This window comes from Stutzerimonas frequens, assembly GCF_024448335.1.
In the GTDB taxonomy this organism is placed as follows: domain Bacteria; phylum Pseudomonadota; class Gammaproteobacteria; order Pseudomonadales; family Pseudomonadaceae; genus Stutzerimonas; species Stutzerimonas frequens.
The window spans coordinates 60855-86878 of sequence record NZ_JAMOHM010000011.1 but is presented as its reverse complement, the minus strand read 5'-3'; the positions used below and the strand labels follow the sequence as shown (position 1 = coordinate 86878).

The following is a 26024-nucleotide window of genomic DNA, read 5'->3' as shown; positions in this document are numbered from 1 at the left end:
TTTGTAACTAAAATAATGAGCAGTCAGGCGGCAATAATATAACAGGGAAGCTACGATGGGATATCAGGCAGTTTTTACTGGTTGGCAAAATATTACTCTTGAAGATTTGCTGGTGGCCTACCGTAAGGCTAAGGCAGATTGCTTTTTTGAAAATACCTTCCCTGCAGCCATAAAGTTTGCAACCTATGAGCAGGATTTGCTATCCAATCTAAAAAAATTGCTTAAATGCCTGCATGAAGGAAATGGTTTTTCAGGCAACAAGAAATTGCTAGGCGATTTCCGCCTACTACCCAAAAAATTATCCATCAAGCCAAAGCAGAATTTCCCTGCAAATGGCCATGTGCACTTCTCCGATCCTCATCGCGCAGTAGACCACCTGCTTGATCATCACCTTATCACACCAGAGTTTCGAGTGGTGGGTGACTTTCCGGTAGATACCCATATCCTATCTGCGCTGTGGGTTAATACCGTAGGACATCAGTTTGACGCCAAGCTGGATGATAGCTGTTATGGCGCTAGGCTAAGACGCATCCGTAACGACGAGGTATTTAGCGATTTCAAAGATAAGCCATTTCACATTAGTGCTATCGGTTCCTTCGCGCCGTATTTTCAGCCATATCAGCAGTGGCGCAGCGATGGTCTAAAAGCTATTCGCAGCGAACTTGAGCAAGACAGAGAAGTTATCGCTGTCTCATTGGACTTAAAGAGCTTTTATCACTTTATCGATCCGATGGCGCTGGCCTTGCCTGATCTTTATAAGGAGTTCGGTCTTGATTTTAGTGATGAAGAACGGGGGTTTACTGCGGATTTTGCGAGATTTCTTAATCTTTGGGCAGAAGGTGCTGGTAAATTTTCGAAGAAAGTAACCTTAGGAAGGTCTTCGATTTCTGGTGGCCTTGTTATTGGTCTGACTGCAAGTCGAGTTATCTCAAATCTTTTGCTGGGTCGCTGGGATCGGTTGATTAAGGAACGAGTCGCGCCGATACATTATGGGCGCTATGTTGATGACATGTTTTTGGTGCTGCGTGATACCGGCACTATCCGCAATAGTCAGCAACTTATGCAGTATTTGAAGGACAGGTTGGGACCAGAAGTTGTTTCTCAAGTTGGTAAGGCCGATGACCAAACTTGGAAGGTTCAGCAGGGGGAGGACTTTCAAGGTCAGACACAGATAATTCTGCAATCAGACAAACAGAAGCTCTTTGTGCTGCAGGGTCGCGCCGGGCTTGACTTGCTCGACAGTATCGAAAAGGAGATTGGTGAGCTTTCTAGCGAGCACAGGCTCATGCCTTCACCGGACCAACTTGATGACTCTACTGCCGCCCGAGTTCTATCAGCTGCGGGTGCTGTCGGTGAAAGCGCAGATACCTTACGTCGCGCCGATGGCTTGACCATTCGGCGTTTAAGTTGGTCGTTGCAATTACGGCATGTGGAAACGCTGGCCCGTGATCTGCCTCCACAGGAATGGCAGGAGCAGCGTCTAGAGTTTTATCAATTTGCCCATAATCACATACTTCGTCCAGATAATTTATTTGCACATTTCACCTATTTGCCCCGTTTGCTGGGTTTTGCTATCAGCTTGAATGAGTGGCAGCAAGCTGAACAAATTGCACTCCGCGCATACAATTCCCTGCAGCAGTTGGCGATGGCAATACCCAAAGGGAGGACCATCGCTGTCAATGGAGCCGAAGCTAAGGCCGGAGAAAATCTATGGCCAATGGTGAAAGGCACTCTGAGTTGGCTATTTATTGATGCAGCGTCCCGCTATTACGACCCGAATCGACTATTGCTCGGGCAGCGCTCCAAAAAGGAACAGCGCCTAGCTAACCTGTTTTTGAAGGGCATCTTTGACAGCCTGCTCGAAGTTGAAACCTTGCTTGATTTTCACTTTGGTTCGGAAGATTTTGATAAAAAAGCACCCATGGTTGCTATGGCTGACCTAGCCAAAGAACCTTATAAGCGGATTTTGCACAGCATATCTGCTGGGAAATTGGTGGGGCAGCGTGAGAGTAAAAAGGAGCGTCGAATCCTAAAGTTGATGGAGGACTCGCAGCTGTTGAATACCGAGGCACTAAAGGATTTCTTGAAATCAACTCATTTTAGTCGGCTTGAAGCAGTTGAGATCGGCAAGCGAAAAAAGGAAAGCTATTTACCTTATCTGTTTCCCACACGCCCGCTGACTCCGGCTGAAATATCGGAGCTTGCGCCAGAGTGCGTAGGCTTGCCAAGGGCGGATGGAAAACGCTCTAAACAGAAACCTTCTGTGGTATGGGCGCAATATACTCAGGCTCTTAGAGGTGTATGGATAAAGCCAACTTTGCTCGCCACAGAGCAGGACGGCAAGGACATGCCGGACGTCCAGAGATCGCGCAAATATATTAGGATTGGCACGGACCGCAAAAATAAAATTACCGTTGCTCTGACGAGCATAAAGACAGACGACAAGGATTGGGCGGCGATGGCCTGCAATAGGCCCAATATGTCTCGTGAGAGATATCAGCGCATTTCAGAATTGGTCAATCAGGCTATTCGGCTCAAACCTCGGCCCGACTATATATTGTTTCCGGAGCTTTCCATTCCTTTAAGGTGGATAGATAGTCTTGCGGCGCGACTGAGCTCCATGGGTATAAGTTTAATTGCCGGAACTGAGTACCGTCACTTTGAAAATGGTCAGCTTCTGAGTGAGGCTTGTCTAGTGCTTACTGATAACCGGCTAGGCTACCCGGCCACGGTAAAAATTTGGCAGCCCAAGCTGGAACCTGCGGTAGGCGAAGATAAGGAGTTAACGACGAAGTATGGGAAGTTTTGGGCCTTTTCCAAACTGCAAGGAAAGCGCGGCAAGCCAGTTTACATACATAACAATCTTCACTTCGGCGTGATGGTTTGTTCGGAGTTGCAAAACAGCAAGGCTCGCGTGAGGTTTCAAGGGGAAGTGGATGCCTTGATGGTACTGAGTTGGAACCAAGATCTGGAGACCTTTGCTTCGCTTATTGAGTCTGCTGCGCTGGATATACACGCCTACACAATCCTGGTAAATAACCGAAAATACGGTGATAGCCGGGTACGCTCCCCGGCAAAAGAATCCTTCATGCGTGACATTGCTCGTGTGCGAGGTGGCGATAACGATTTTGTCATAGCTGCCACACTGGATATTGAAGCCTTACGCGCTTTTCAAAGCAGAGCGAAGCGCTGGCCAGAGCTAGGAGATAAATTCAAGCCGGTACCTGAGGGATTTAAACTCAACAAAGCTCGACGCAAGCTGCCGCCAAAGTAACTAGCTACCGCCGGAGTAAATGGGAGGTTACCGCAGAACGGTATTGGAGTTTTCAATGAGCTAATACTTAGTATGTGACGGATGCGACTAACTTGTCCTTTTGGTTAACGAGTGGCTGCTTCTGGCCGAAAGCCGCCCTTTATTAACCATCCAACCCCGGCAAACCCCTCTCCAATCTCGGACAAACCCACTCCACAAAAGCCCGCACCCTTGGCGATAGCTGCAAGGCGTGCGGGTAGACCAGTTGGATTGGCAGGTCCTTCGGTTCGTATTCCCTGAGCACCCTCGCCAGACGACCATCAGCCAGTTCATCGGCGACCTGGTAGTGCAGCAGGCGGGTGATGCCCAGGCCTTGCACGCAGGCCAGGCTGGCGGTGCGGATCTGGTTGCAGGTCAGGCGTGGGGTGATTTCTTCGGCCTGTTCTTTCTCGCCGTGGCGGTAGTACCAGTGGCGACCCTGGGCGGCGAACAGGATGCAGGCGTGGTCCTCCAGCGCCGCCGGGGTGTCGATGGCGGGGGCGGTGCTCAGGTAGTCGGGGCTGGCGCAGGTGACCAGCCGGGTGCTGCCGATCTGTCGGGCGACCATTGCCGAGTCGGGCAGGTGGCCGATGCGCAGGGCGAGGTCGAGGCGTTCGTCCAGCAGCGGGACGATCTGGTCGTTCAGGTTCAGCTCCACCTGTACCTGCGGGTGCTCCTTGAGAAAGACATTCACCAGAGGCGCCAGGTAGCGCTGGCCGAACTCCACCGGGGCGGTTAGGCGCAGCAGGCCGCGGACGTCGCCGTCCTGCGCGTCCAGGCGCTGCTCGATGTCGGCAAACTCGGCAAGCATGCGCCGGCTCCAGGCCAGGTACTCGGCACCCTCGTCGGTCAGGGCCATGCGCCGCGTGCTGCGGTTGAGCAGGCGCACACCCAGGTGGCGCTCCAGCGCGGCCAGCGAGCGCACCACCGATGCCACGGACTGGCCGCTGGCGTCGGCCGCCGCGCTCAGGCTGCCGTTGTCGACGATCCTCACGAAATTGGCCATCGCCTTGAGCTTGTCCATTGCCACCTTCGATTTGTGCGATTGCTGCAGGGGTGTTGTCAGGTCCGCGGCATAGCTGGGATGCGCAGGGCGGCGGACACTGTCCCGGACCGACGACTTCCGGAGTTTCGCACATGAACCCACCATCCAACCCCTCGCGCATCCTGGCCTACGACCATATCGGCATCCGCGTCAGCGACCGCCGCCGCGCCATGGCCTTCTACCAGGCGCTGGGCTTCGTCGAGAGCGCGAGCTTCCCGCTGTTCGAGGCCAACGAGATGCTCAGCCCGGATGGCGTGCGCATCAACCTGATCTTCAACGGCGCGCGTACCCGCGATGCGCACAACGTGTTGCTGGACGCGCCAGTCAAGCGCCCGGGCATGACCCATCCGGCGTTCATCGTCGATGACCTCCAGGCGCTGCAGCGCTGGCTGGGCGAGGAGGGCATCGTCATCACCGAAGGGCCGCATCACATCGGCCCACGGCGGATCGCGCTGTTCATCCGGGACCCGGACGGCAACGTTCTCGAATTCAATCAGCTCGTCGAAGGAGATGCGCAATGAAACTGTACGACCTGCAAGCTTCCGGCAACTGCTACAAGGTGCGCCTGTTCGCGGCGCTGGCCGACATTGAGCTGGAACGGGTGCCGGTGGACCTCGCCAATGGCGCGCACAAGAAGCCGCCGCTGTCCGAGATGAACCCGCTGCGGCAGGTGCCGGTGCTCGAGGATGATGGGCATGTGGTACGTGATTCCCAGGCGATCCTGGTTTATCTCGCCGGTAGCTACGGCGGCCTGGCCTGGTGGCCGGACCATGCCCGCGGGCAGGCCGAGATCGTGCAGTGGCTGTCCTTCGCCGCCAACGAGATCCAGCACAGCCTGTGCGCGGCGCGGCTGGTGGAGAAGTTCGGCTACCCGCTGGACAAGGCCGCGGCGCTGGCCAAGGCGCCTGCGGTGCTCGGGCTCCTTGATGCGCATCTGGAAACGAACGATTGGCTGGCGATGGGGCGGCCGACCATCGCCGATTGCGCCGTCTACCCCTACGTGGTGCTGGCGCCGGAGGGCAGCGTCGACGTCGGCCCGTATGGCAACGTGGCGCGCTGGATGACCCGGCTGGAAAGTCTGCCGGGCTATCTGCCGCGGCCCTGACCGGCTGCCCTCAGGCTGGCTCTCGCCCCTCGGCCTTCAGGAAGTCGACGAAGGCTCGCAGCGGCGAGGGCATGTGGCGGCGGCCGTGGTAGTAGAGGAAGGGGCCGTCGAAGGACTGCCACCAGTCCTCGAGGATGGGCGTCAGGCGCCCATCGGCCAGCGGCTCTCGGATGAAGTCCTCGAAGGTGTAGATGACACCCAGGCCGTTGATCGCCGCACTGGTTTTCAGGTCGTGGGAGGAGGTCACGAGCTGGCCCTGTGGCGGTACGCGCAAGATTCTGCCGTCTTTCTCGAACTCGAAAATACCCACCTTGCCGCTCTCGAAACGGTGACCGAGCAGCTGGTGCTCGGTCAGCTCGGACGGGTGCCGCGGTGTGCCGTGGGCGGCGAGGTAGCTAGGCGCGGCGGCGGCGACGAAGCGTTGCCGGCGCGGGCCGATGGGGATGGCGATCATGTCCTTGGCGAGGCTTTCCTCGTAGCGCACCCCGGCGTCGTAGCCCGCCGCGATGACGTCGATGAAGGTGTTCTCCATCACCACCTCGACGTTCACAGCCGGGTAGAGCTTGAGGAAGCGGCTCAGCAGGTCGGGCAACAGGAAGCGCGCCACCGGCACCGGCACGTTCAGCTTGACGGTGCCGACCGGCCGTTGGGCGTCATCGTCCAGGTCGTTGAATGCGGCGCTGATCTCGTCCAGCGCCGGGCGCAGGCGTTCCAGTAGGCGTTCGCCGGCGCTGGTCGGGGTGACGCTACGGGTGGTGCGGTTGAGCAGGCGCAGGCCGAGATCGCTTTCCAGGCGGCGCATGCAGTCGCTCAGCGAGGACGCCGACATGCCGCGTTTCTGCGCCGCGGCGCGAAACCCTCCGGCTTCGACCACAGCGGCGAACAGGGCGACATCACTCAGGTTGGGTTGACGCATGGGGCCTCCTTGAATGATCGAACTGTACGATTGGCCGAACAGCCCGTCCATGTTTGCCTGGATTATCAGCCTGTGATCGTACGCTGATACTTCCTCCGTCGGCCGCCTCTGCCTGAGGCAGGCCATTCACGACGACGAGGAAACGATCATGGCGCAGAGAAACGCAACCGGGCCGGGCAGTAATGCTTGGCCTCTTATGAAGCTGGCCAGAGCGCTGATCGCCGGGGTGGCGCTGGCTGGAACGCTGACCGTCGAAGCCGCCAACCGACCGGCGCCGAAACCGGACTGGAGCCTGGCCGACATGCCTGCCCAGACGGGCCGCATCGTGCTGGTCACCGGCGGCACCAGCGGTATGGGCTACGAAGATGCGCTGGCGCTGTCACGCGCCGGCGCCGAGGTGATCATCGCCGCGCGCAACGTCGAGCGCGGGCAGGAGACTATCGAGCGGATACGTGAGCAGGTGCCGGATGCTCGCGTGCAGTTCGAGGCTGTCGATCTGGCCAACCTGGCCTCGGTGCGCGGCCTCGCTGAGCGCCTTCAGGAACGCTTGCCGCGCCTGGACGTGCTGATCAACAACGCCGCGATCATGGCGCCGCCTGAGCGCGGCACCTCGGCCGACGGCCACGAGCTGCAGCTGGCCACCAACTACCTCGGCCCGTTCGCCCTGACAGCGCTGCTCATGCCGCTGCTGCTGGAAAGCGACGATGCCCGGGTGGTCAGCCTCTCCAGTATCGCGGCGGGTCGTGGCCAGCTGGACTTCGCGGACCTGCAGGCCGAGCAGCGCTACAACCCCTACGCCACCTATGCGCAGTCCAAGCTCGCGGTGCTGATGTGGGCCATGGAGCTGCAACGCCACAGTGACGCATCCGGCTGGGGCCTTCTCAGCATCGCCGCGCACCCGGGGGTCGCCGTCACCGAGCTGGTCGAGCGCGGACCCGGGTTGGACAGTGAGTTCGCCGCCAACTGGGCCAAGGACCGCGACAACTACCACTCCGCCGCCCAGGGCGCGCTGCCGACGCTGTATGCCGCCACTGCGCCTGACGCCATTGGCGGTGCCTACTACGGGCCGACCGGCGAGGAAGAAAAACGCGGGCCGCTGGGCTTTGCCAGGGTTCCCGACGCCGCCGCGAACCAAGCGGATGCCGCCCGGCTGTGGCAGCTGTCGGAACGCCTGACCGGCGTGCGTTACCCCTGAATCCTCGGGCGCGGCCTTGAGCTCGCGCCCTGTTCTCACTTCATTCTTCAGGAGCGCGCCTATGAGCACGCCATCCGTTGTGCATCGCCTGAGTGCCGTGATCAATGCCGAAGCGCATGAGCTGCGTCCGGCACTGAGTGGTTTCCTGCTGTTTTTCTGTCTGTTCGCCGGCTATTTCATGCTGCGCCCGATCCGCGAGTCGATGGGCATCGCCGCCGGCGTGGAGAACCTGCAATGGCTGTTCACCGCGACCTTCTTCGTCATGCTGGTGGCCGTACCGCTGTTTGCCTGGCTCAGTACTCACGTACCGCGCCTGCATTTCGTCGATTGGGTGTACGGCTTCTTCTGCCTGAACCTGCTGGGCTTCTCCGTGCTGTTTCTGCTGCGGGGTGACAGCGCCTGGCTGGCGCGGGTGTTCTACGTGTGGATCTCGGTCTACAACCTGTTCGTCGTGTCCGTGGCCTGGAGCCTGATGGCTGATGTGTTCGACAGCGCCCAGGCCAAGCGGCTGTTCGCCTTCATTGCTGCCGGCGCGAGCGTCGGCGGGCTGGTCGGGCCGGCGCTCAGCGCGCTGTTGGTCGGCAGCCTGGGCGAGTCGGGGCTGATGCTGCTGGCCGCCTTGTTGCTGGGCGCGGCGCTGGCGCTCAAGTTCTCGCTGATGCGCTGGCGCGAAATCGGCGGAGCAGGGCGCCCCGGCGCGGCTCCGGCGGAGAGTACGCGTCGGCCGGTGCCCGGCAACCCCTTCAGCGGCCTGACTCGGGTGATGCAGTCGCCCTATCTGCTCGGCATCGCCGGTTTCGTGGTGCTGCTGGCTACCGTGACCACCTTTCTCTACTTCGAGCAGGCGCGCCTGGTGGCCGAGCTGTTCCCTGACCGTGCTGCCCAGGTTCGCGTGTTCGGCATCATCGACGTGGTCGTCCAGGCGGGCGCGCTGCTGTCGCAACTCTTCATCACCGGCCGCCTGGCGCAGAAACTCGGCGTGCGCGTGCTGCTGGCCATCGTGCCGCTGCTGGTCTGCGTCGGCTTTGTCGGCCTCGCGCTGATGCCCAGCTTCGCCGTGCTCGCGACGTTGATGATCGTGCGCCGCATCGGCGAGTACGCGTTCGTCCGGCCCGGCCGCGAAATGCTCTTCGCGCCGCTGGATGCGGAGAGTAAGTACAAGGCGAAGAACGTCATCGACACCGTCGTCTACCGCGCCGGCGATGCCGTCAGCGGTTGGGGGAAGACGGCGCTGGACATGTTCGGGCAGGGCGCCGGTCTGGTCGCCGTGGCCGGCGCACTCTGCGCACTGCTCTGGGGCTATCTCGGCTGGCAGCTCGGCAAGCAGGCGGACAGGCGAACGGAGGTGGCTGGAGTGGTAGAAGCCACCTGTTGAGACGGCGGCGTGCGAAGCGCATCGCGATCGAGGGCTGGCGTGGTGTCCAGGCAGGCGAGCCGGCTAGTGAGCACCTCGATGCGACGCTAGCCGGCTCGCCTGTTCAGATGCGCTTACTTTTCAACGAACGCCCGCTCGATGACGTAATCACCCGGTACGCCCTGACTGGGCGAGGCCTGGAAGCCCAGGGCGTCGAGCTGGCCGGTGAGGGTGTCGAGCATCGCCGGGCTGCCACAGAGCATCACGCGATCGCTCTCGGGGTTCAGCCGCGGCAGGCCGAGATCGTCGGTGAGCTTGCCGGTCTCGATCAGCGCATTGATGCGGCCGGTGTGGCGGAACGCCTCGCGGGTCACTGTTGGGTAATAGAGCAGCTTGGCCCGCACCGCTTCGCCAAGGAATTCGTGCGCCGGCAGTTCCTGGGTGAGGTAGTCGTGGTAGGCCAGCTCGCTGACCTCGCGCACCCCGTGCACGAGCACGATCTTGTCGAAACGCTCGTAGGCTTCCGGATCGCGAACAATGCTCATGAACGGCGCCAGTCCCGTGCCGGTGCCGAGCAGGTAGAGGTGCTTGCCGGGCCTGAGGTCATGCATCACCAGGGTGCCGACCGGCTTGCGGCTGACGATGAGCGAGTCACCGACCTTCAGGTGTTGCAGGCGCGAGGTCAGCGGGCCGTCTGGCACCTTGATGCTGAGGAATTCCAGGTGCTCGTCGTGGTTGGCGCTGACGATGCTGTAGGCGCGCATCAGCGGCTTGCTGTCGACTTCCAGGCCGATCATCACGAAGTGGCCGTTCTCGAAGCGCAACGCCGGGTCGCGGGTGGTGCGAAAGCTGAACAGGGTGTCGTTCCAGTGATGCACGGATAGAACGCTTTCGGTGCCGAGTGCAGACATGGGGCCTTCCTCTCTCGTGGTTTGAGTCGATCAGAACAGGGTCAGCAGCAGGCTCGTCGCCAGTAACAGCGCGACGCTGAGCAGGGCCAGGTGGGCGAAGGGCTGCCAGCCCTGGGCAAACAGTTCGCCGACTCGGGTGCGCATGCCGAGCGCGGCCATGGTCAGCAGCAGGCAGGCCTGCGAGCCGGTGACCAGCGCCTCGCGCAGCCAGGCCGGTAGCCAGCCGAGGCTGTTCAGCGTGAACAGGCCGAGAAAGCCGAGCAGAAACAGCGGAAAATCCGGGCTGCCCGGTTCCTGCCGACGCAGCAGCAGGCCGAGCACCAGCACCAGCGGCGCGAGCAGGGCGACCCGCAACAGCTTGGTCAGGGTCGCGACGTCGCCGGCGGTATCCGAGACGAGGTACCCGGCACCGGCCGCCTGCGCGACGTCATGAATGCTGGCGCCGAGCAGCAGGCCGCTGTCGAGCGCATCCAGCCCGAGCAGGTCGGTCAGCGGCGGGTAGAGCAGCATCGACAGCGTGCCGAGGGCCGTCACCCCAACCACCACGGCGAGCAGCCGGCGCTCTTCCAGGCGTCCGGCCGGGATCACCGCCGCCACGGCAATCGCCGCCGACACGCCGCAGATCGCCACCGCCGCGCCCGCCACCAGGCTGTGCAGGGTCGGCAGTCGCAGCAGCCGGCCGAGCGGCAGCGCCAGGCCGAGCACCAGCGGCACCGTGACGAGCACCAGCAACAAGGGTCGTGCACCGACCGCTTCCAGCTGTGCGACGCCGATGCGCGCGCCGAGCAGCGCCACACCGATGCGCAGCAGTTGCCGGCTGCACAACGCCACGCCCGGCTGCATGCGTGCCTCGCTGCCCTGGCTGGCGAAACCCAGGCCTAGCAGCAACACCATCAGCAGCGCGGGCGCGCCGTAGTGATCGGCAAGAAAGCTGCCGGCCAGTGCCAGCACCGCACACAGGGCCAGGCCCGGGTAGTGCTTGCGGCACAGCGCGACGGGTGGGGCGAGGGCCTCGAGCCGGGCATTCATGCCGGATCGCCTAGATCACGTAGGTAGGCCCAGGGGTACAGGCCGCGGAAATGACCGTCGCTGAAATACAGCTGCAGACCGCTGATGCCGGACAGTTCCAGGCGGTTCACGCCGACCTCGGCGTCGATCAGCGTCAGTGCGCCGGTCTGCTGGAGGCGTTGGCAATTGGAGCAAGCGCAGGCCCGCCGCAGCGTCAGGCAGCTGATGCGGCTCTGCGCGCCATCCGCCCAGGTCAGTTCCAGCACGCGCTGCACCTTGCGCAGGCGGATCTCGAGAGGTGGGTCGATCAGCCGCTGGGGCTGTGCGATGTGGGGGTTGGCGTCGTGATTCGATGCGGTGAAGGCGTTCATGAATCTCTCCGGGCCAGCGGCCTCTAGCGAATGAACGGCATGACGAAGCCGCGCGGCATGGGCGCCGGGCCACCGCTGACGAGCAGCGTGGGTGCTTCCGGGCTTCGCACGAAACGTTCCGGCGTGTCCACCGGACGGGCGCTGCCGAGCGCGGCGGCACTGACCGTGACCAGGGCCAGTACGCCGTGGCGCAACCCACTCGTCATGACAAGTTGGGGCATGCTTCAGCGCTCCAGAAAGGCCAGCTTGCCGCCCTGGTCCACCCAGGTTTCGGCCTCGGCCAGCGGCGAGGCGCTCTGGGTGATCACCGGCCAGACTTCGGCCAGCTCGGCGTTGAGTTCGAGAAAGTGCTGTTGGCCTTCGGGCAAGGCGTTGTCGGCGAAGATCGCATCGGCCGGGCATTCCGGCGCGCAGAGGCTGCAGTCGATGCAGGTCTCGGGGTTGATGACGAGAAAGTTCGGGCCTTCGTGAAAACAGTCGGCCGGGCAGACTTCCACGCAGTCGGTGTATTTGCAGCGGATGCAGTTCTCTGTAACGACGTAGGTCATTTCGTTCTCCTCGAAACCACTGCGCTTGCGGATGCTGCGTTGAAGGCGGCGCGCGGGATGCTCATTTACGGCCTGTAAACTCCGCTCCCGCGCGCGACCTTCGCCTTGGCTGGGCGCCCCCGCCCCGCTGCGCTCGTGACGTTTCGGCTTCAAGTTCTGTGCAACAAAAAGCGCATAAAAATCAGGCCGCGGCCTCGAGTTTCGACATGGCCCAGCGGGCGAGCTTGCGGACGTCCGGGTCGGGGTCGTCCATGGCCAGTTCGACGAAGGGGCGGCCATCGTTGTGTGCGATGGCGCCCAGCGCGCCGATGGCGGCCTTGCGCAGGTTGCTCATCGGGTCGCGGGCGCAGACGCCGAGCGCCGGGATCGCACCCACCGCACCGAGCTTGCCGAGCGCATCGACGGCCTTTTCCCGGACCTGCCAGAAACTGTCGTGCGTGGCCTCGACCAGGGGCTGCAGTGCGGCCTGGTAGTCGAGCTTGCCGATGCTCACAGCGGCCTCGACGCGCACCTGCCAGTGTTCGTCGCGCAGGATGCCGATCAGCGCCGGGCCGACCTGTTCGGGCGCGGCATAGACCAGCGCGCCGGTGGCGGCGCGGCGGACGTCGGCATCGTCGTCGTGCTGCGCCCGCTCGATCAGCGCCGGCAGATTGGCCGGCTGCTTGAGCCAGCCGATCACCGCCACCGCTTCGCGGCGCACGCCCGGGTCGGCGTGCTGCATCCGCACCAGAGCCGGCGCCTGCGCCTGTGGATGGCGCAGCGGTTTTAGCGCACGGAGGATGCCGGCGACGACGAAGGGATCGTCGCTGCCAGCCAAGGCTTCGAGCAGCGGCAGCGCGGCGGCCGGGTCCTTGAGGTCCGCCAGCGCGTGGGCGGCGGCGTTGCGCACCACCTCGTCGCTGTCCTGCAGGGCGGAAATCAGGGCGTCGGCGATGTCGGCGGCGTCGAACTCGTCGACCACCTTGGCCGCCTCCTGGCGCACCGACGGGTCCGGGTCGTTCAGCGCCAGGATCAGCAGCTCGGCGGCTTCCGGTTCGCCGCTGTCGACCAGCTCGAGCACGGCCACGCGGCGGATGCCGGGGTCGCTCGAGGCCAGGTTGGTGGCGATGTCCTGCAGCAGTGGGTCGTCGTAGGTTTTCATCGGTCGGCCCTCAGCGCAGCAGGTAGGGAATGTTCACTGTCACCGCATCGGTCGGGCAGTCCGCCTCGCAGGGCATGCAGTACCAGCATTCGTCGTACTTCATGTGCGCCTTGCCGGTGTCCGGGTTGATCCACAGGACGTCCAGCGGGCAGACGTCGATGCAGACACGGCAACCCTTTTCGGCGATGCATTTTTCTTCGTCCACGATGACCGGGACGGCGGAACGGTGGGTGGCGACGGGCATGGTTGATCTCCTCGGTACGGTCGGCTCGCTGCCGGCCTGTAGGGGCGAATTCATTCGCCCATGGCATCAGGTGTTGGGCGAACGAGTTCGCCCCCACGGTCAGGCATTGGCGGCCTTCTTCACGCGCAGGCGGTTGTAGGCGTCCTTCTCTTCGCCGAGCGGCACGATGTAGTCGGCGATGGGTCGCTTGCCGTGGGCCATCTGGCCGTTAGCGTCCTTGAACAGGCGGGTGTGGCAGAACCACTCGGCGCTGTTCTGCTCGGGGTGGTCGACGCGGTAGTGGTACAGCCCCCAGCGCGACTCGGTGCGGTACAGCGAGGCGCGGGCGGCCATCTCGGCACAGTCGATGATCGACTGCACTTCCAGCGCGCGGAGCAGTTCGTGCGGATCGGCGGCGGCCAGCCGTGGGACGTCCTCGCGCACGGCGAGGATGCGCTCCAGGCCGATCTCCATCTTCTTGGTCACTTTCGGCGGCTGCAGGTAGTCGTTCACCAGGCGGCGGACCTTGTATTCCATCTGCTCCGGTGGGATGCCGTCGGTGACTTTCAGCGGCGCCTGGATGCGGGCGAGTTCGGCAGCGATGAAGGCTTCGTCCAGCTGGGGTTCGGCGCGGTCCTTGACGAAGGCCGCTGCGCTCTCGCCGCAGATCTGCCCGTAAACGAAGGCGCCGAGCATGTAGTTGTGTGGCACCGAAGCCATGTCGCCAGCGCAGAACAGCCCGGGTACGGTGGTCGCGCCGGTCTCGTCGGTCCACACGCCCGAAGCCGAGTGGCCCGAGCAGAAACCGATCTCGGAAATGTGCATTTCCACCATGCGCTGGCGGTAGTCGATGTGCCGCCCTTCGTGAAAGCGCCCGCGTGAAGGCCGCTCGTTGGTGTGCAGGACGGTCTCGATCTCTTGAATCGTTTCCTCGGCCAGGTGGTCGAGCTTGAGGAACACCGGGCCGGTGCCGGATTCGAGCTCCTTGAAGAACTCCAGCATCATCTGCCCGGACCAGTAGTCGCACTCGATGAAGCGCTCGCCGTAGGCGTTGGCGGTGAAGCCGCCGAGCGGGCCGGTGACGTAGGCACAGGCCGGGCCGTTGTAGTCCTTGAGCAGCGGGTTGACCTGGAAACACTCGAGGTTGGCCAGGTCCGCACCGGCGTGGTAGGCCATGGCGTGGCCGTCACCGCAGTTGGCCGGGTTCTCGTAGGTGCCGAAGAGATAACCCGAGTTCGGCAGGCCGATGCGCCCGGCGGCACCGGTGGCCATGATCACCGCCTTGGCACGGATGATGATCGGCTCGGCGGTGCGGGTGTTCACCCCGATCATGCCGGCGATGTTGCCGTCCGGGTCCTTCAGCAGGCGGGTGGCGATGAAGCGGTTCTCGATATCCACGCGCACCCGGCGCAGGCGGCGGTAGAGGATCTTCTTGACGTTGTGGCCCTCCGGCATCGGCAGCACGTAGGTGCCGAGGTGGTGGACCTTCTTCATGTCGTAGTCGCCGGTCTCGTCCTTCTGGAAATGCACGCCCCAGGCGTCGAGCTGCTCGATCATCGAGAACGAGCGCGTGGCGTAGGCCATCAGCGCCGGCTGGTGAACGATGCCGTCGTTGGCGATGGTGATTTCCTTGACGTACTGCTCGGGCGTGGCGTGGCCGGGCACGACCGCGTTGTTCAGTCCGTCCATGCCCATGGAGATCGCCCCGGAGCGCTTGACGTTGGCCTTCTCCAGCAGCAGCACCTTGAGCGTCGGGTCCTGCTCCTTGACGGTGACGGCGGCCATCGGGCCGGCGGTGCCACCGCCGATCACCAGCACGTCGGTTTCGATGACGGGAATGTCGTGAATCGTGGTCATGGTGGTCTCCTCTTATTTCCGGTCGACCCGGAACTGGTACTTGAAGGCGTCGCCGCGGTAGCACAGGTATTCGAAGTCGATCGGCCGACCGCTGCGGTCATGGGTCAGCCGCTCGACGCGCAGGATGGGTTCACCGGCCTTGAGGCCGAGGTAGGGCTGGTGTTCGTCGTCGGCCAGGGTGGCGTCGAGGCCGATGGCGGCATGGCCGAGGCCGATGCCGAAGCGGTTCTCCAGCAGCGGGAAGATGTCGCCGGACAGGTCCAGGCCGAACAGGCGCTGGCCGATGTCCAGGGGGAAGTAGCTGTGCTCCAGGCACACCGGGGCGCGGTTGAGAAAGCGCACGCGCTTGACCTCGACCACATCCGCGCCGGGCGCGAGGTTCAGCGCGGCAGCCGCCGGCTTGGGTGGTTTGCGCTCCTGAATCGACAGCAGCCGCGCGGTCGCCTCGTAGCCCTGGGCGGCCATGGCCTCGCCGAAGCCCTGCAGGCGCTGCACGTTCTGCACCGCCTTGGGCTTGCTGACGTAGGTGCCCTTGCCCTGGGCGCTGAACACCAGTCCTTCGTTGTGCAGGTCGCGCAGCGCCTGGCGAATGGTGATGCGGCTGACGCCGAAGGCGGTCATCAGCTCGTTTTCCGAGGGCAGCCGTTCATGCACGGCATAGTCGCCTTCGAGGATCTTGCGTCTGAGGGTGTCGCGGATCTGCACATACAGCGGCAGTGGCGACTGACCCGGGGCGAGCGGTTCGAGGCGGCTCATGGGCGTGGCTCCAGCCTGTCATGACAGGTCATGTCGAGCGTGGGCGCAGGCAAGGGAAGGGTATGCATGGCTCAGCCTCCGTTCTGCTGCTGAAAGGCGCGCAGGGTTTCCTGGCGGATCAGGTCCAGGCACTGGCGCTTGTAGTCGATGAAGGCAGGGTCGGTGAGCAGGCTCTGCTCGCGCGGTCGCGGCAGCTCTACGCGGATGTCGGCGATGATCCGCCCGGGGCTGGCGCTCATCACCACGATGCGGTCGGAGAGGAACACCGCCTCGTCGATGTCGTGGGTGACGAACACCACGGTGTTCCTGAACTCGCGCCAGATCTCCAGCAGGTTCTCCTGCATCATGATCCGGGTCTGCGCGTCCAGTGCGCCGAACGGCTCGTCCATCAGCAGCACGCTGGGGTAGTTGGCCAGCGCGCGGGCGATGCCGACGCGCTGCTGCATGCCGCCGGACAGGGTGCCGGGGTAGGCGTCCTCGAAGGCGGCGAGCCCCACCAGCGAAAGGAAGGTGCGCGCCACGCCGGTGGCCTCGTTCCGCGAGGCGCCGGCCATCAGCGGGCCGAAGGCGACGTTCTCGCGCACCGTTTTCCAGGGGAACAGCGAGTGCTGCTGGAACACCATGCCGCGGTCCGGGCCGGGTCCGGCGATGGGCTGACCGTCGACGGTCAGCTCGCCGCGGGTGGGTTTGACGAAGCCGGCGATGGCGTTCATCAGGGTCGACTTGCCGCAACCCGAGGGGCCGAGCAGACAGACGAACTCGCCGGGGCGAATCTCCAGGCTGGCCTGTTGCACCGCGGCGCGCTTGCCGCCGGCGTGGTCGAATTCGATGGACAGCGCACGCACGCTGATATGGCCGCGCCCGTCGCCCTTGGCCGCGGCCTTGGCGCGCAGCCGGCTGTGATCGAGCACGGCGAGGCGGTTGTCGGAGACGATCGCATTCATGACCGGCCCCCCTGCTGCTGCCAGCGCAGCAGCGGCACGCAGGCCTTGCGCACGAGCAGCGTGCAGAGCGTGCCGAGCCCGCCGATGGTGAGCATGCCGATGATGATTTCCGGGTACTTGACCAGGGTGTAGCTGGTCCAGGTGAAGTAGCCGATGCCGTATTGGCCGCTGATGATTTCGCCGGCCAGCAGCGAGAACCAGGCTACGCCCATGCCGATCGCCAGGCCGGCGACGATGCTTGGCATCGCACCGGGAATCACCACGTGCCAGAGGATCGCCCGGTCGCTGGCGCCCAGGCTGCGGGCGGCACGCACCAGCACGTCCGGCGTCTGCTCCACGCCGTGCACGGTGTTCAGCACGATGGGGAAGAAGGCGCCGAGAAAGGTGATGAAGACGATGCTCGACTGCTCGGTTGGCAGCATCAGGATCGCCAACGGAATCCAGGCCACCGCCGGAATCGGCCGGAACAGCTCGATGTAGGGCAGCAGGATGTCTTCGGCCCAGCGCGAACGGCCGATCAGCACGCCGCAAAGGACGCCGAGCACCACGGCGTAGGCATAGGCCAGCGCGATGCGTTCCAGGCTGTGGACGATGTGCAGGTAGAACTCGCTGCTGCCCAGCTGCTGGATCAGCGTCTGGCCCACCAGCAGCGGTGCCGGCACGTTCTCGAAATTTATGAACAGGTTGAAGCCCGTCGCGGTCGCCAGGTGCCAGATCAGCAAGGCTGCCAGCAGCGCCAGCACGCGCACTAGGTAACGCCCGGCCATCGGCGGCAGGCGACGCGGCGCGGAAGGGGTGGCAACCGGCGCTGGCTGGGGAGCCGGCGCAGCGGTCAGCAGCGGCCGGTCGGCTTCTGGCGCTGCCGGATCGCTATCGAACAGGGGGGTCGGTTTGACGCTCATGCGGTCACTCCTCGGCTTGAGGCGGGCCCGTGGCACGGGCCGCGCAGGGGCTCAGTCCAGCATCGCCACGGGTACATCGGTCAGCAGGGCGTTGCCGCCGTGCTGGGCGATGTGCTGCTCCGAGTCGCTTTTCTTCATGAAGGCCAGCACCTCGCCGCTGGCGTCCTTGACCAGGTAGGCCGCCTTGCCGAACAGCTTCAGGCCGGTGAGGTTGTCGTAGACGTAGGTGGCGTTGATGGCGTTGCCGGACGCCTCGGCGTTGGCTTCGGCAGCGAGCATGGCGGCGGTGCTGTCGTAGGCGACGATGCCCTGGTCCTGGAACCAGATCTCCGCCGGTTTGCGTCCTGGCGCGCGGGCGACCGGGCTAACCACGCTGGCGACCGCGGCGGCGTAGTCCAGGCCCATGTCGGAGTAGGCTTTCTTCAGGTAGCTGTCGTCGATCCAGGCGGCGAAATCCAGATCGGGGATCTGCATTTCCTGCTGCAGCAGGGCGTGGTCGTATTTCATCGCCTCGACCCACTGCGGCTTGATGCTCGCCTCCATGGTCGAAATGCCGCCCTGGCTGAAATACAGATACAGCACTTCCTTCTCCACGCCGGTCCACTCGGCGACCTTTTCCGCGGCGCGCCGTGGGTCGTCGCTGATCCATTGCTGCGCGGCCAGGGTGGCCTTGAGCACGCCCTCGACCACCTCGGGGTACTGCTTGGCGAAGTCGTCGCGCACCACGATGCCGTGGAAGGTGGGGATGCCGGCCTCGCTGCCGTCGTAGATCTTCCGCGCGGTGCCGCGGAACTCCATGATCTCTGACCAGGGGCAGAAGTCGGCATGCGCGTCGATCTTGCCGGCGGCAATGTTCGCCGCGCCCACCGGTGGGCTCTGGTTGACCAGCGTCACCTTGTCGGACAGCCCTGCGTCGCGCAGCACCTTCAGGGTCATGCCCCAGGCCGCACTGCCGACCGGCGTGGACAGGCTCTTGCCTGCGAGGTCGGCAAGCGACTGCACGGGTGAGTCCTTGGGCACCACGATGCCGTTTCCGGTGCCCTTGAGGTTGTAGCCGGTCACGGCAATGAAGCGCGTCTGCTGCTTGCCGGTGGCCTGGAACTTGGCGCCATTGACGATCAGCGGGTAGTCGCCCATGACACCGAAGTCGAGCTTGCCGGCGAGCATCTGGTTGGTGATCGGCGGGCCGGAATCGTAGTCGCGAAACTCGATCCGGTAGTCGGCGTCCGCATACTTGCCGGTTCGCGGCAGGTGCTTGTTCAGCAGGTCGAGCTTCTCCAGCACGATGCCGCCGGAAACGGTGTTGGTGACCATGCTCTGATGGCCAATTCCGATGCGGATGGTTTCCGCTGCCAGCGGGCCGCTGAACAGCAGTACCGATCCGAGTAACGAGGTCGCAAGCAGGCTATTCCGGTTGTCCATTTGTCTTCACCTTGGCGGTTGAGCAACTTGTACTAACAGGGCATGACGCCTGCTTTTGAAGGTGCACCGGCTGTGCCAGAACGCCGCGGATCGGAACTATGTTGCTGTTTTGGGAACGGATTTCGGCCTGCGGCTGACCACTTGATCAGGCGGCTTCCCAGCCCTTCGGCGCCCGTCGATGGTGCGCACCGGGTCACGCCGTCCCAACGCGGCGCAGTCGGTGATGCCGCGGTTAGAACAAGTGGAACAAGTCAGTGAAAGGAGGCGACCCGCCCGCCGGTTTCAAATTGCCTGCGGTTAATCCCTACGCCAGCTGGTCTTGCTGCAGAGGATCGGGACCATCGATCGGTACGACCATATTCATGCGGCAGCACGCTGATTTGGCACACCCACGGGGGGTACGCAAAGGTGAAGATTGAGGAGCTGTGGAGAGTAAGGCTTGAGCGAAGGGCAGGCGGCGACCGGCTTTGCGCGCGGTCGCCGCGCTTCATGCGCCGGTCAGAAGCTGATCACCGTCTTCAGCCCGAACACCACCACGTCTTCCGCTTCGTCGAAACCGCCCGGTCGGTGGAAGTATTGGACGTTTGGCGTCAGCGAAACCGCAGGTGTCAGCACCAAGCGGTAATAGAGCTCGGCGGGGTCTTCCACGTCCGGCACCGGCTCGCCCTGTTCGCGCAGGCGCTTGCGGGCGTCGTCGTTGATTTCCAGGCGGCCGAGGCCCAGGCCGAGTTCGTCATCCGGGCGCGAGGCGAAGGGGGCCGAGAGGCTGCCGCCAACCTGCCAGATACGCTCGATGTAGGTCACGTCCGGGTCGGACTGGATGAAGTTGGCAAACAGCTTCAACCGTCGCGCCGGCAGCGCCGCGCTCTGCCAGACCTGCTGTTCGGCCATCAGGTAGCCGCCCGTGGCGTGGTCGTGCTCGGCGGCCGCGGCGCCAGAAAGCGACATGGGCCGGCCGGCACCGTCGCGGTAGAGGTCTTCGAAGTCACCGGTATTGCGCCACAGGCCGAGCCTATAGGCGCCAGGTTGCCCGCCCAGGGTTGGCGTCCAGCCGAGTTCGGCGACCGCGTGGTAGCCGGTGGTGCCCGACGGGCTGCCGAAGTTCAGGCCCTGCTCACGCTCGGTGAAGCGCGGGTTGACCTGGTAAAGCGCAGTCTGCAACGACCATTCTTCGTTCAGCTGGTAGCGCGCGGTAGCGCCCCATTGGCTGATCGGCCAGGTGTACCAGTTGGGCGTGACGTAGCCGGGCACCGTGCCGCAGAAGCCGAGGTTCTGGAACGGGCAGGCGAAGGGGTAGATGTCCCCGCTCATGGGCAGCCGGCCGAGCTTGATCAGCAGGCGGTCCTCGAGCAGCGCCTGCTGGTAATAGAACTGCACCAGCCGGGTCGTGCTGCCATAGCCGTAGATTTCCTGCGGCTGCAGCAGTACGCCGAGGTCGGCTTCGGCGTTGAGGTTCTCGCCGTTGCGGTTGACTACCGTGAAATGAAAGCCGGCGCCGGACCAGCCCAGCAGTTTGTCCAGGTCCAGCGCGGCGTCGAACATCAGTTGGTCAGAATAGGTGCCGGTGTGGTCATCGCCGCCCTGCGTGTTCCAGGCCAGCTCGTTGACGTAGGTGATCTGCAGGTCGACGCCGGCCTCATGCAGGCGGGTGCGGCTGCCGTTCCAGTCGCCGAACAGGAACTGATCGGGTGAATACTCGGCCGCTTGGGCAGAAGTGAACAGGCAGGCGGCGAGAAGGCCGCTGCCGAAGCGCAGGCTTGTTGTCATTGTTCTGATCCTTTGGGATGTAGCAGTGCGCGTGCAGCGAATACCGTTAGCCGCAATGCCTGTGGGCATTCACGGTATTCGCGTGCGTTTCTGCTATTGGTAACGCCTGGCTATTCAGGCGTTACCGGTTCAACTGTTTGGTTGGTGATCGAAAGTTGCCGGCCTAATGTCCGCCGCCAGACTTCACACCGTCGTGTGCTTGCCGGCGAACGAAGTGACGGATGCTTTCCAGCTCGGCATCGGTCAGATCCGGGAACTTGGGCATGCCATTGGCAAGTAACGCGCCGCCGCGCACGACACTCTCGAACGCCTTCTCACTGCCTGTGAGCAATATCGGCGACTCCCGTAGATCGGGTGCCTTCATACCGGCAACCGCTCCGGCGCCATGACAGCCGACACAGAGGTTTTCCGCAAAAACGCCCGCGCCTGCCTCCGCTTTCTTGGTGTCGACCTCGAACTTCTCATCGATGATGGGCTTGGCAAGTTGCGGCGCAGGCTGTTTTGGAACGACCGCTTTTCCATCGAGCGAGAACGTCATGATGCGGCGCTCATGCGCACCATATTTCCAGCCATGACTTTCAAAACCGAGTTCACCGGAGCCGCCGAAGTTGGAGGCCAGTGCGCCACCCGGGCCCACTAGCAGGGAAACCATCTGCTTGCCATCCAACTTGTAAGTGATCGGTGGTGCGGAGATACCGAGGCCCACGTCATATGACCAAAGTTCGTCGCCGGTGCGGGCATCGTAGGCTTTGAACAGGCCGTCAGGCTGGCCCTGGAAAACCAGGTTGCCGGCCGTGGTCAGGGTGCCGCCACCCCATGGGCTCTTCTGGTTGACTTGCCACACACGCTCATTCTTGATCGGGTCCCAGGCCTGCAAGGAACCGCGAGTTTCATGCGGGTCTTTGGTCAGCTCCCAACCGGTCAGTCCCAGGTAGAGCTTGTGGCTTGCCATCTTGTGGTCAGACTTCGTGTTCTTGCCGTCATCCTTGAAGGTATTGCCCAGATGGTTGGTTGGGATAAAGGCAAGATTCAACTCGGGGTTATAAGACATCGCGTGCCATGAGTGAGCCCCGAATGCCGAAGGATAGATATTCTTCTCGCCATCGGGATACCGGGCGTCGTCGGCAACGATATGGCGCTGCTCTTTCAGGTCATACCTGGTTGACCAGTTGGCATCGGTGAATTTCTCGGCGGACAGTACCTTGCCGTTCGAACGGTCGATCGTATAGAAGAAGCCGTTTTTCGGCGCATGCAATACAGCATCAACATCCTTGCCGTCGATTTTCAGATCGGCCAGCACGATGTCCATGTTCGAGTTGTAGTCCCAGGTGTCGCCTGGCGCAGTCTGGACGTGCCATTTGTATTCGCCTGTATCCGCATCCACAGCCACGACGGAGCACAGGAACAGGTTGTCGCCACCCTCGGGGCTGCGAACCTTGATATTCCAAGGCCCGCCGTTACCTGTACCAAAGATGAGCTGGTTGTATTTCTCGTCATACGTCCAGCCGTGCCAGGCATTGCCACCGCCGCCGTTCTCCCACCACCGGCCACTCCAGGTTTTAGCGGCCATTTCCTGGGCGGCATCCTCGAATCCATCGGCAGGATTGCCAGGGACGATATAGAAACGCCAGACCTGCTTGCCCGTTTCGGCATCATATGCGGTCACATAGCCGCGCATCGGGCCAAGTTCCGTTCCGCCGTTACCGACAAATACCTTGCCGTCGAAGGCCTTGGGATGGCCGGTGATATTCAACGGCTGATCATGATCAAAGGTTCGGGTTTGCCAGACTTCCTTGCCGTCTTTTCTGTTGATCGCTATAAGACGGCCATCCCAGGTGGCGATGAACAACTTGTCACCATAGGTTGAAAGTCCGCGGCTATGTTTCCAGAAGACCTTCTTCATGTTGTTGTCGAGAATTTCTTTGGAAACCTGTGGGTCGTATTCCCAGAGCTTCTTGCCCGTGCGCGCATCGAACGCACGCGTTCTGTTCATTTCGCCCACGTAATACATGACGCCATCGACGACCAAGGGCGTGCCGACCATATCGGATCGGTCCGGAAGAGGGGCGTACCATTCGGGCTTCAGCTGGCTGACATTTTCTACATTGATATCTTTCAGGGGGCTGAACCGCTGTTCGGAGTGTGTGCGTCCATAAGCCAGCCAGTCAGCAGTGTTTGATTCATCAGACAGTTCTTTGTCGGTAATCATCCTGTCTGATGCATACAATGGCGCAGTTGCAAAAAGCGAAGCCGCCATTAACACAGGTACCCTTAGAGTTGGTCGTCTTGATTTCATTTTTATTATTACCTTGTTTAGGGTTGTTCAGCGCTTCCGGCATGCGTCAAGCGAGCATCTACCGGTAATGTTTTTAAAACGTGTTTACTCCCTGACGTTCGGCGCTGTTCGGCCGAAGGGCTGGATACCGCGCTGGTCGCGCAGACGGACTTTGGGCGGGGCGGTGGTGGGGTAGCTCATGGTGTTGCCTCCGATGCATGGCCAGGCCGGATGGCTGACCGTTTTGTTGTTCAAAGCAAGGGGGAGGGGGGACCGGCGACCGCGCTTGCGGTCGGGCACGGCAAAGGGCGGGCGCCGAGCTGCAGACCTTGCCAGGCCAGAACGCGCTGATAACGGTCGGCCAATGACTCGGCCTCGCTCCACGCGGCCGGCAGTCGCTCGCTGAGAGCCAGATGGCTGTCGGCCTGGCAGCGGAGGTCGCTGGCGCAGGCGTGATAGAAGCGGTTGACGACATCGGCCATGGGCTCGCGCCAGTCCTCCATCAGCACAGCCGCATGAGCGAGCACTGCTGGGCGGCCGTCGCAGCTGCGCCGCCAGCGTTGCGCGGTGCCGGCCAGCTTGCGGCCCTCCAACGTCAGGTTGAAGCGGCCGTCGCAAAAGGCGCCTGGAACCGCGCCGACTCCTGCCCGCAGACCATGTTCGGCGAGCCACAGCGCCAGGGGATCGAGCAGTCGCTCGTAGGCGACGACGATGCGCTTGCCGGTCTCCTCGCTGACCGGCATGGTGCAGGCCAGCGCGATGTTGAGCACCGCCGATGATTGCGGCACCGGCTCGCCGCCGGTGTCGCGCAGCAGGATCGGCCAGCCCTGCGCCGCGCAGCGTTGGCTGGCCAAGGCGAAACCGGGGCGGCGCTCGAAGCTGCCGGGCATCACCAGTGCCTGGCCGGTGGGGCGCCAGAGCAGCAGCTGGCAGTCGAACAGTCCGTCACAGACGCGCTGCAGCAAGGCCCGCTCGGCATTCAGGCCGGCGCCCACGCTGAACCGGGCGATGCCGTTCATGCCGCGTACCCCTCGATGCGCCGGCAGAGATCATCGAGAAATTCAGCCGCGGGTGAGCCGTTGACAGCGCGATGGTCGAAGGTCAGCGACAGGCCCATCCACTCGACTTCCACCAGTTCGCCGCTCGGCCCGAGTTCCAGCCGCCGCTGGATGCCACCGACCCCGAGGATAGCCACCTGCGGCGGATTGAGGATCGGCGTGAAGTGGTGCACCCGCGACAGTCCCAGGTTGGAGACGGTAAAGGTGGCGCCGGTCAGCTCCTTGACCGACAGCTTGCCGGTCTGGGCCTTGTCCACCAGCGCCTTGCGCGCCTGGGACAGGCTTTCGCCGTCCAGTTGTTCGGCATTGAACAACGCCGGGGCGACCAGCAGATCGCCCGGCAGTGGAATGGCGAGGCCCAGATGCACCGCCGCATGGTGGTGGATCACCTCTTCTTCCAGCGTGGCATTGAGGCTGGGGTGGGCCTGCAGCGTCTCGATCACCTTGAGCAGCAACAGGTCCTGCACGGACACCGCGCTGCCCTCGGCCTTCAGCTCGGCGCGGCGGGTTTTCAGCGCATCCAGCCGGCATTCGCTGTGGTGGGTCAGCTGCGCGGTGGTCTGCAGGCTTTCGTGCATCTTCGCCGCGATCATCTTGCGCATGCCCTTGAGCGGCACCCGTTCGGAAGCGCGCTCGGGCAGGATTTCCAGTCGAGTCATGGCTATTCCACCTGGCCGATGACCGCACCCTTGGCGATCACCGCGTCTTCTTCCTCGAGGATCTTCAGCACGCCGGCAGCCGGCGCCTCGATCTCGAACTGGGCCTTTTCCGACATGACCTCGGCGACCAGGTCACCGGCGGCCACTTCGGCGCCGTCGCTGACCAGCCAGGAGGTGATCACCGCTTCGGCGTCGCCTTCCCAGAGGTCGTCTGCAATCACGATGGGGGTACTCATAAACGTCATTCCTTATGCATGGCGTGATAGGCGGCCACGATCTTGTCCGCGTTGGGCAGGGCCCATTGCTCCATGACCGGGGTGAAGGGGATGGGGATGTCGGGGAAGGCCACCCGTTGCGGGCGCGCCTTGAGCATGCCGATGTCGTGCTCGACCACACTGGCGATGATTTCGCCGCTGACGCCGAAGCTGTGGTAGTCCTCGTCGATCACGATCAGCCGGCCGGTTTTCTTCACCGAAGCGATGACGTGCTCGCGGTCCAGCGGCACCAGACTGCGCAGGTCGATGACCTCGGCGCTGACGCCGTCCTTCTCAAGCGTCGCGGCGGCGCGCAGGGCGTGATGCACACCGGCGCCGAGGCTGACCAGGCTGACGTCACGACCCTCGCGCACGGTCTTGGCCTTGCCGATCTCGACGATGTAGGGCTCGTCCGGTACCGGCACGGTGGCGCCTTTCTCGGTGCCCAGCCAGCCCATGCCTTGCAGCGCCTTGTGGAAGAGGTAGACCACCGGGTTGTCATCGCGAATCGCCGCGGTCATCAGGCCCTTGGCGTCATAGGCGTTGCTAGGCACGACGACTTTCATGCCCGGCAGGTGGGCGAAGGTGCCGTAGAGGCACTGCGAGTGCTGGGCGGCGTCCGAGTAACCGGCGCCGGTGGAGGCCATCAGCACCATGGGCACCGGCACCTTGCCGCCGGAGAAGTAGGTATTCTTGGCCATCAGGTTGTAGATGGCGTCCATGCAGACGCCGAAGAAGTCGACGAACATCAGCTCGACGATCGGCCGCATGCCGTCCGAGGCGGCACCCACGGCGGCGCCGATGAAGGCGGTTTCGGAGATCGGCGTGTCGCGAATGCGCTCCTTGCCGAATTCCTCGTAGAGCCCGCGGGTGTTGCCGAACACGCCGCCGAGCTGGCCGATGTCCTCTCCCATCACGAACACTTTCGGGTCAAGGCGCATCTCCTGGGCCACGGCTTCAGCCATGGCGCGGGCGACGGTGAGCTTTCTTTCCTTTACTGCTGTGGTCATGGTGGTCTCCT

Annotated in this window: 25 protein-coding genes; 5 read left to right on the top strand and 20 right to left on the bottom strand. The window is 63.1% G+C overall.

Going from position 1 to position 26024, the window contains the following annotated elements:
• The first annotated feature begins 55 nt into the window (after positions 1 to 55).
• Positions 56 to 3274 (top strand): RNA-directed DNA polymerase, encoded by a 3219-nt coding sequence (locus tag NAO55_RS15510; RefSeq protein WP_102839975.1) that lies wholly within the window; start codon positions 56 to 58, stop codon positions 3272 to 3274.
• Between the two features lie 142 nt (positions 3275 to 3416).
• Here NAO55_RS15510 and NAO55_RS15505 read toward each other — a convergent pair whose 3' ends face one another.
• Entirely contained in the window at positions 3417 to 4316 is a 900-nt protein-coding gene (locus NAO55_RS15505; RefSeq protein ID WP_102839976.1) for a LysR family transcriptional regulator, read from the bottom strand.
• Positions 4317 to 4429: 113 nt separating this feature from the next.
• Between NAO55_RS15505 and NAO55_RS15500 the strand changes: the two genes are divergently transcribed.
• Together NAO55_RS15500 and NAO55_RS15495 are read left to right on the top strand one after the other, a co-directional pair.
• Positions 4430 to 4858, top strand: coding sequence for a VOC family protein (locus tag NAO55_RS15500; protein WP_102839977.1), 429 nt, complete (start codon positions 4430 to 4432; stop codon positions 4856 to 4858).
• Complete coding sequence (locus tag NAO55_RS15495; protein ID WP_102839978.1) at positions 4855 to 5442, top strand: glutathione S-transferase family protein; 588 nt, start codon at positions 4855 to 4857, stop codon at positions 5440 to 5442. Before NAO55_RS15500 ends, NAO55_RS15495 begins: the two co-directional genes overlap by 4 nt.
• 10 nt (positions 5443 to 5452) lie before the next feature.
• Here NAO55_RS15495 and NAO55_RS15490 read toward each other — a convergent pair whose 3' ends face one another.
• Positions 5453 to 6358: a LysR family transcriptional regulator gene (locus tag NAO55_RS15490; protein WP_102839979.1), complete on the bottom strand. Its 906-nt coding sequence runs from the start codon at positions 6356 to 6358 to the stop codon at positions 5453 to 5455.
• A gap of 148 nt (positions 6359 to 6506) precedes the next feature.
• Between NAO55_RS15490 and NAO55_RS15485 the strand changes: the two genes are divergently transcribed.
• Together NAO55_RS15485 and NAO55_RS15480 are read left to right on the top strand one after the other, a co-directional pair.
• Positions 6507 to 7553 (top strand): SDR family oxidoreductase, encoded by a 1047-nt coding sequence (locus NAO55_RS15485; RefSeq protein WP_102839980.1) that lies wholly within the window; start codon positions 6507 to 6509, stop codon positions 7551 to 7553.
• A gap of 61 nt (positions 7554 to 7614) precedes the next feature.
• Entirely contained in the window at positions 7615 to 8928 is a 1314-nt protein-coding gene (locus tag NAO55_RS15480; protein ID WP_102839981.1) for an NTP/NDP exchange transporter, read from the top strand.
• A 113-nt stretch (positions 8929 to 9041) separates the two neighbouring features.
• Here the strand turns inward: NAO55_RS15480 and NAO55_RS15475 are convergent, their stop codons facing one another.
• From NAO55_RS15475 to NAO55_RS15390, 18 genes are all read right to left on the bottom strand, one after another.
• Positions 9042 to 9818: a ferredoxin--NADP reductase gene (locus NAO55_RS15475; RefSeq protein ID WP_102839982.1), complete on the bottom strand. Its 777-nt coding sequence runs from the start codon at positions 9816 to 9818 to the stop codon at positions 9042 to 9044.
• A 30-nt stretch (positions 9819 to 9848) separates the two neighbouring features.
• On the bottom strand, positions 9849 to 10847 hold the full coding sequence (locus tag NAO55_RS15470) for a YeiH family protein (protein ID WP_102839983.1): 999 nt from the start codon (positions 10845 to 10847) through the stop codon (positions 9849 to 9851).
• Entirely contained in the window at positions 10844 to 11197 is a 354-nt protein-coding gene (locus NAO55_RS15465; RefSeq protein WP_102839984.1) for a DUF971 domain-containing protein, read from the bottom strand. Before NAO55_RS15465 ends, NAO55_RS15470 begins: the two co-directional genes overlap by 4 nt.
• 23 nt (positions 11198 to 11220) lie before the next feature.
• Positions 11221 to 11418, bottom strand: coding sequence for a hypothetical protein (locus tag NAO55_RS15460; protein WP_043221379.1), 198 nt, complete (start codon positions 11416 to 11418; stop codon positions 11221 to 11223).
• A 3-nt stretch (positions 11419 to 11421) separates the two neighbouring features.
• On the bottom strand, positions 11422 to 11745 hold the full coding sequence (fdxA, locus tag NAO55_RS15455) for a ferredoxin FdxA (protein WP_041014673.1): 324 nt from the start codon (positions 11743 to 11745) through the stop codon (positions 11422 to 11424).
• A gap of 181 nt (positions 11746 to 11926) precedes the next feature.
• Positions 11927 to 12886, bottom strand: a complete 960-nt coding sequence (locus tag NAO55_RS15450; RefSeq protein ID WP_102839985.1) for a HEAT repeat domain-containing protein — start codon at positions 12884 to 12886, stop codon at positions 11927 to 11929.
• A 10-nt stretch (positions 12887 to 12896) separates the two neighbouring features.
• Positions 12897 to 13130, bottom strand: coding sequence for a 4Fe-4S dicluster domain-containing protein (locus tag NAO55_RS15445; RefSeq protein WP_014597289.1), 234 nt, complete (start codon positions 13128 to 13130; stop codon positions 12897 to 12899).
• 99 nt (positions 13131 to 13229) lie between these two features.
• Positions 13230 to 14966: a fumarate reductase/succinate dehydrogenase flavoprotein subunit gene (locus tag NAO55_RS15440; protein WP_014597288.1), complete on the bottom strand. Its 1737-nt coding sequence runs from the start codon at positions 14964 to 14966 to the stop codon at positions 13230 to 13232.
• Between the two features lie 12 nt (positions 14967 to 14978).
• Entirely contained in the window at positions 14979 to 15722 is a 744-nt protein-coding gene (locus NAO55_RS15435; protein ID WP_003301428.1) for a GntR family transcriptional regulator, read from the bottom strand.
• A 71-nt stretch (positions 15723 to 15793) separates the two neighbouring features.
• On the bottom strand, positions 15794 to 16666 hold the full coding sequence (locus NAO55_RS15430; protein ID WP_197932479.1) for an ABC transporter ATP-binding protein: 873 nt from the start codon (positions 16664 to 16666) through the stop codon (positions 15794 to 15796).
• A complete protein-coding gene (locus tag NAO55_RS15425) occupies positions 16663 to 17568 on the bottom strand; it encodes an ABC transporter permease (RefSeq protein WP_102839986.1) in 906 nt (301 codons plus the stop codon). Before NAO55_RS15425 ends, NAO55_RS15430 begins: the two co-directional genes overlap by 4 nt.
• A 51-nt stretch (positions 17569 to 17619) precedes the next feature.
• A complete protein-coding gene (locus tag NAO55_RS15420) occupies positions 17620 to 18990 on the bottom strand; it encodes an ABC transporter substrate-binding protein (RefSeq protein WP_102839987.1) in 1371 nt (456 codons plus the stop codon).
• A 498-nt stretch (positions 18991 to 19488) separates the two neighbouring features.
• Positions 19489 to 20757, bottom strand: a complete 1269-nt coding sequence (locus NAO55_RS15415; protein ID WP_102839988.1) for a carbohydrate porin — start codon at positions 20755 to 20757, stop codon at positions 19489 to 19491.
• A 163-nt stretch (positions 20758 to 20920) separates the two neighbouring features.
• Positions 20921 to 22966, bottom strand: a complete 2046-nt coding sequence (locus tag NAO55_RS15410) for a PQQ-dependent dehydrogenase, methanol/ethanol family (RefSeq protein ID WP_232244558.1) — start codon at positions 22964 to 22966, stop codon at positions 20921 to 20923.
• A 317-nt stretch (positions 22967 to 23283) separates the two neighbouring features.
• Positions 23284 to 24051 (bottom strand): lipoate--protein ligase family protein, encoded by a 768-nt coding sequence (locus tag NAO55_RS15405; protein ID WP_102839990.1) that lies wholly within the window; start codon positions 24049 to 24051, stop codon positions 23284 to 23286.
• Positions 24048 to 24749 (bottom strand): 2-oxo acid dehydrogenase subunit E2, encoded by a 702-nt coding sequence (locus NAO55_RS15400; RefSeq protein ID WP_102839991.1) that lies wholly within the window; start codon positions 24747 to 24749, stop codon positions 24048 to 24050. The genes NAO55_RS15405 and NAO55_RS15400 overlap by 4 nt, the downstream gene beginning before the upstream one ends.
• A 2-nt stretch (positions 24750 to 24751) precedes the next feature.
• The gene (locus NAO55_RS15395; protein WP_102839992.1) at positions 24752 to 24985 is read right to left on the bottom strand and encodes a lipoyl domain-containing protein; all 234 of its coding nucleotides are present in this window, start codon (positions 24983 to 24985) and stop codon (positions 24752 to 24754) included.
• 5 nt (positions 24986 to 24990) lie between these two features.
• Positions 24991 to 26013: an alpha-ketoacid dehydrogenase subunit beta gene (locus NAO55_RS15390; protein ID WP_102839993.1), complete on the bottom strand. Its 1023-nt coding sequence runs from the start codon at positions 26011 to 26013 to the stop codon at positions 24991 to 24993.
• Positions 26014 to 26024: the final 11 nt, after the last annotated feature.

What these genes read in the sequence shown, in the direction of transcription:
- NAO55_RS15450 (WP_102839985.1), bottom strand. Translation starts at nt 12,886, where the DNA reads ATGAAAACCTACGACGACCCACTGCTGCAGGACATCGCCACCAACCTG.
- NAO55_RS15470 (WP_102839983.1), bottom strand. Translation starts at nt 10,847, where the DNA reads ATGAATGCCCGGCTCGAGGCCCTCGCCCCACCCGTCGCGCTGTGCCGC.
- NAO55_RS15445 (WP_014597289.1), bottom strand. Translation starts at nt 13,130, where the DNA reads ATGCCCGTCGCCACCCACCGTTCCGCCGTCCCGGTCATCGTGGACGAA.
- NAO55_RS15495 (WP_102839978.1), top strand. Translation starts at nt 4,855, where the DNA reads ATGAAACTGTACGACCTGCAAGCTTCCGGCAACTGCTACAAGGTGCGC.
- fdxA (WP_041014673.1), bottom strand. Translation starts at nt 11,745, where the DNA reads ATGACCTACGTCGTTACAGAGAACTGCATCCGCTGCAAATACACCGAC.
- NAO55_RS15460 (WP_043221379.1), bottom strand. Translation starts at nt 11,418, where the DNA reads ATGCCCCAACTTGTCATGACGAGTGGGTTGCGCCACGGCGTACTGGCC.
- NAO55_RS15500 (WP_102839977.1), top strand. Translation starts at nt 4,430, where the DNA reads ATGAACCCACCATCCAACCCCTCGCGCATCCTGGCCTACGACCATATC.
- NAO55_RS15465 (WP_102839984.1), bottom strand. Translation starts at nt 11,197, where the DNA reads ATGAACGCCTTCACCGCATCGAATCACGACGCCAACCCCCACATCGCA.
- NAO55_RS15425 (WP_102839986.1), bottom strand. Translation starts at nt 17,568, where the DNA reads ATGAGCGTCAAACCGACCCCCCTGTTCGATAGCGATCCGGCAGCGCCA.
- NAO55_RS15490 (WP_102839979.1), bottom strand. Translation starts at nt 6,358, where the DNA reads ATGCGTCAACCCAACCTGAGTGATGTCGCCCTGTTCGCCGCTGTGGTC.
- NAO55_RS15400 (WP_102839991.1), bottom strand. Translation starts at nt 24,749, where the DNA reads ATGACTCGACTGGAAATCCTGCCCGAGCGCGCTTCCGAACGGGTGCCG.
- NAO55_RS15410 (WP_232244558.1), bottom strand. Translation starts at nt 22,966, where the DNA reads ATGATTACCGACAAAGAACTGTCTGATGAATCAAACACTGCTGACTGG.
- NAO55_RS15480 (WP_102839981.1), top strand. Translation starts at nt 7,615, where the DNA reads ATGAGCACGCCATCCGTTGTGCATCGCCTGAGTGCCGTGATCAATGCC.
- NAO55_RS15440 (WP_014597288.1), bottom strand. Translation starts at nt 14,966, where the DNA reads ATGACCACGATTCACGACATTCCCGTCATCGAAACCGACGTGCTGGTG.
- NAO55_RS15405 (WP_102839990.1), bottom strand. Translation starts at nt 24,051, where the DNA reads ATGAACGGCATCGCCCGGTTCAGCGTGGGCGCCGGCCTGAATGCCGAG.
- NAO55_RS15475 (WP_102839982.1), bottom strand. Translation starts at nt 9,818, where the DNA reads ATGTCTGCACTCGGCACCGAAAGCGTTCTATCCGTGCATCACTGGAAC.
- NAO55_RS15430 (WP_197932479.1), bottom strand. Translation starts at nt 16,666, where the DNA reads ATGAATGCGATCGTCTCCGACAACCGCCTCGCCGTGCTCGATCACAGC.
- NAO55_RS15435 (WP_003301428.1), bottom strand. Translation starts at nt 15,722, where the DNA reads ATGAGCCGCCTCGAACCGCTCGCCCCGGGTCAGTCGCCACTGCCGCTG.
- NAO55_RS15420 (WP_102839987.1), bottom strand. Translation starts at nt 18,990, where the DNA reads ATGGACAACCGGAATAGCCTGCTTGCGACCTCGTTACTCGGATCGGTA.
- NAO55_RS15415 (WP_102839988.1), bottom strand. Translation starts at nt 20,757, where the DNA reads ATGACAACAAGCCTGCGCTTCGGCAGCGGCCTTCTCGCCGCCTGCCTG.
- NAO55_RS15390 (WP_102839993.1), bottom strand. Translation starts at nt 26,013, where the DNA reads ATGACCACAGCAGTAAAGGAAAGAAAGCTCACCGTCGCCCGCGCCATG.
- NAO55_RS15505 (WP_102839976.1), bottom strand. Translation starts at nt 4,316, where the DNA reads ATGGACAAGCTCAAGGCGATGGCCAATTTCGTGAGGATCGTCGACAAC.
- NAO55_RS15395 (WP_102839992.1), bottom strand. Translation starts at nt 24,985, where the DNA reads ATGAGTACCCCCATCGTGATTGCAGACGACCTCTGGGAAGGCGACGCC.
- NAO55_RS15485 (WP_102839980.1), top strand. Translation starts at nt 6,507, where the DNA reads ATGGCGCAGAGAAACGCAACCGGGCCGGGCAGTAATGCTTGGCCTCTT.
- NAO55_RS15510 (WP_102839975.1), top strand. Translation starts at nt 56, where the DNA reads ATGGGATATCAGGCAGTTTTTACTGGTTGGCAAAATATTACTCTTGAA.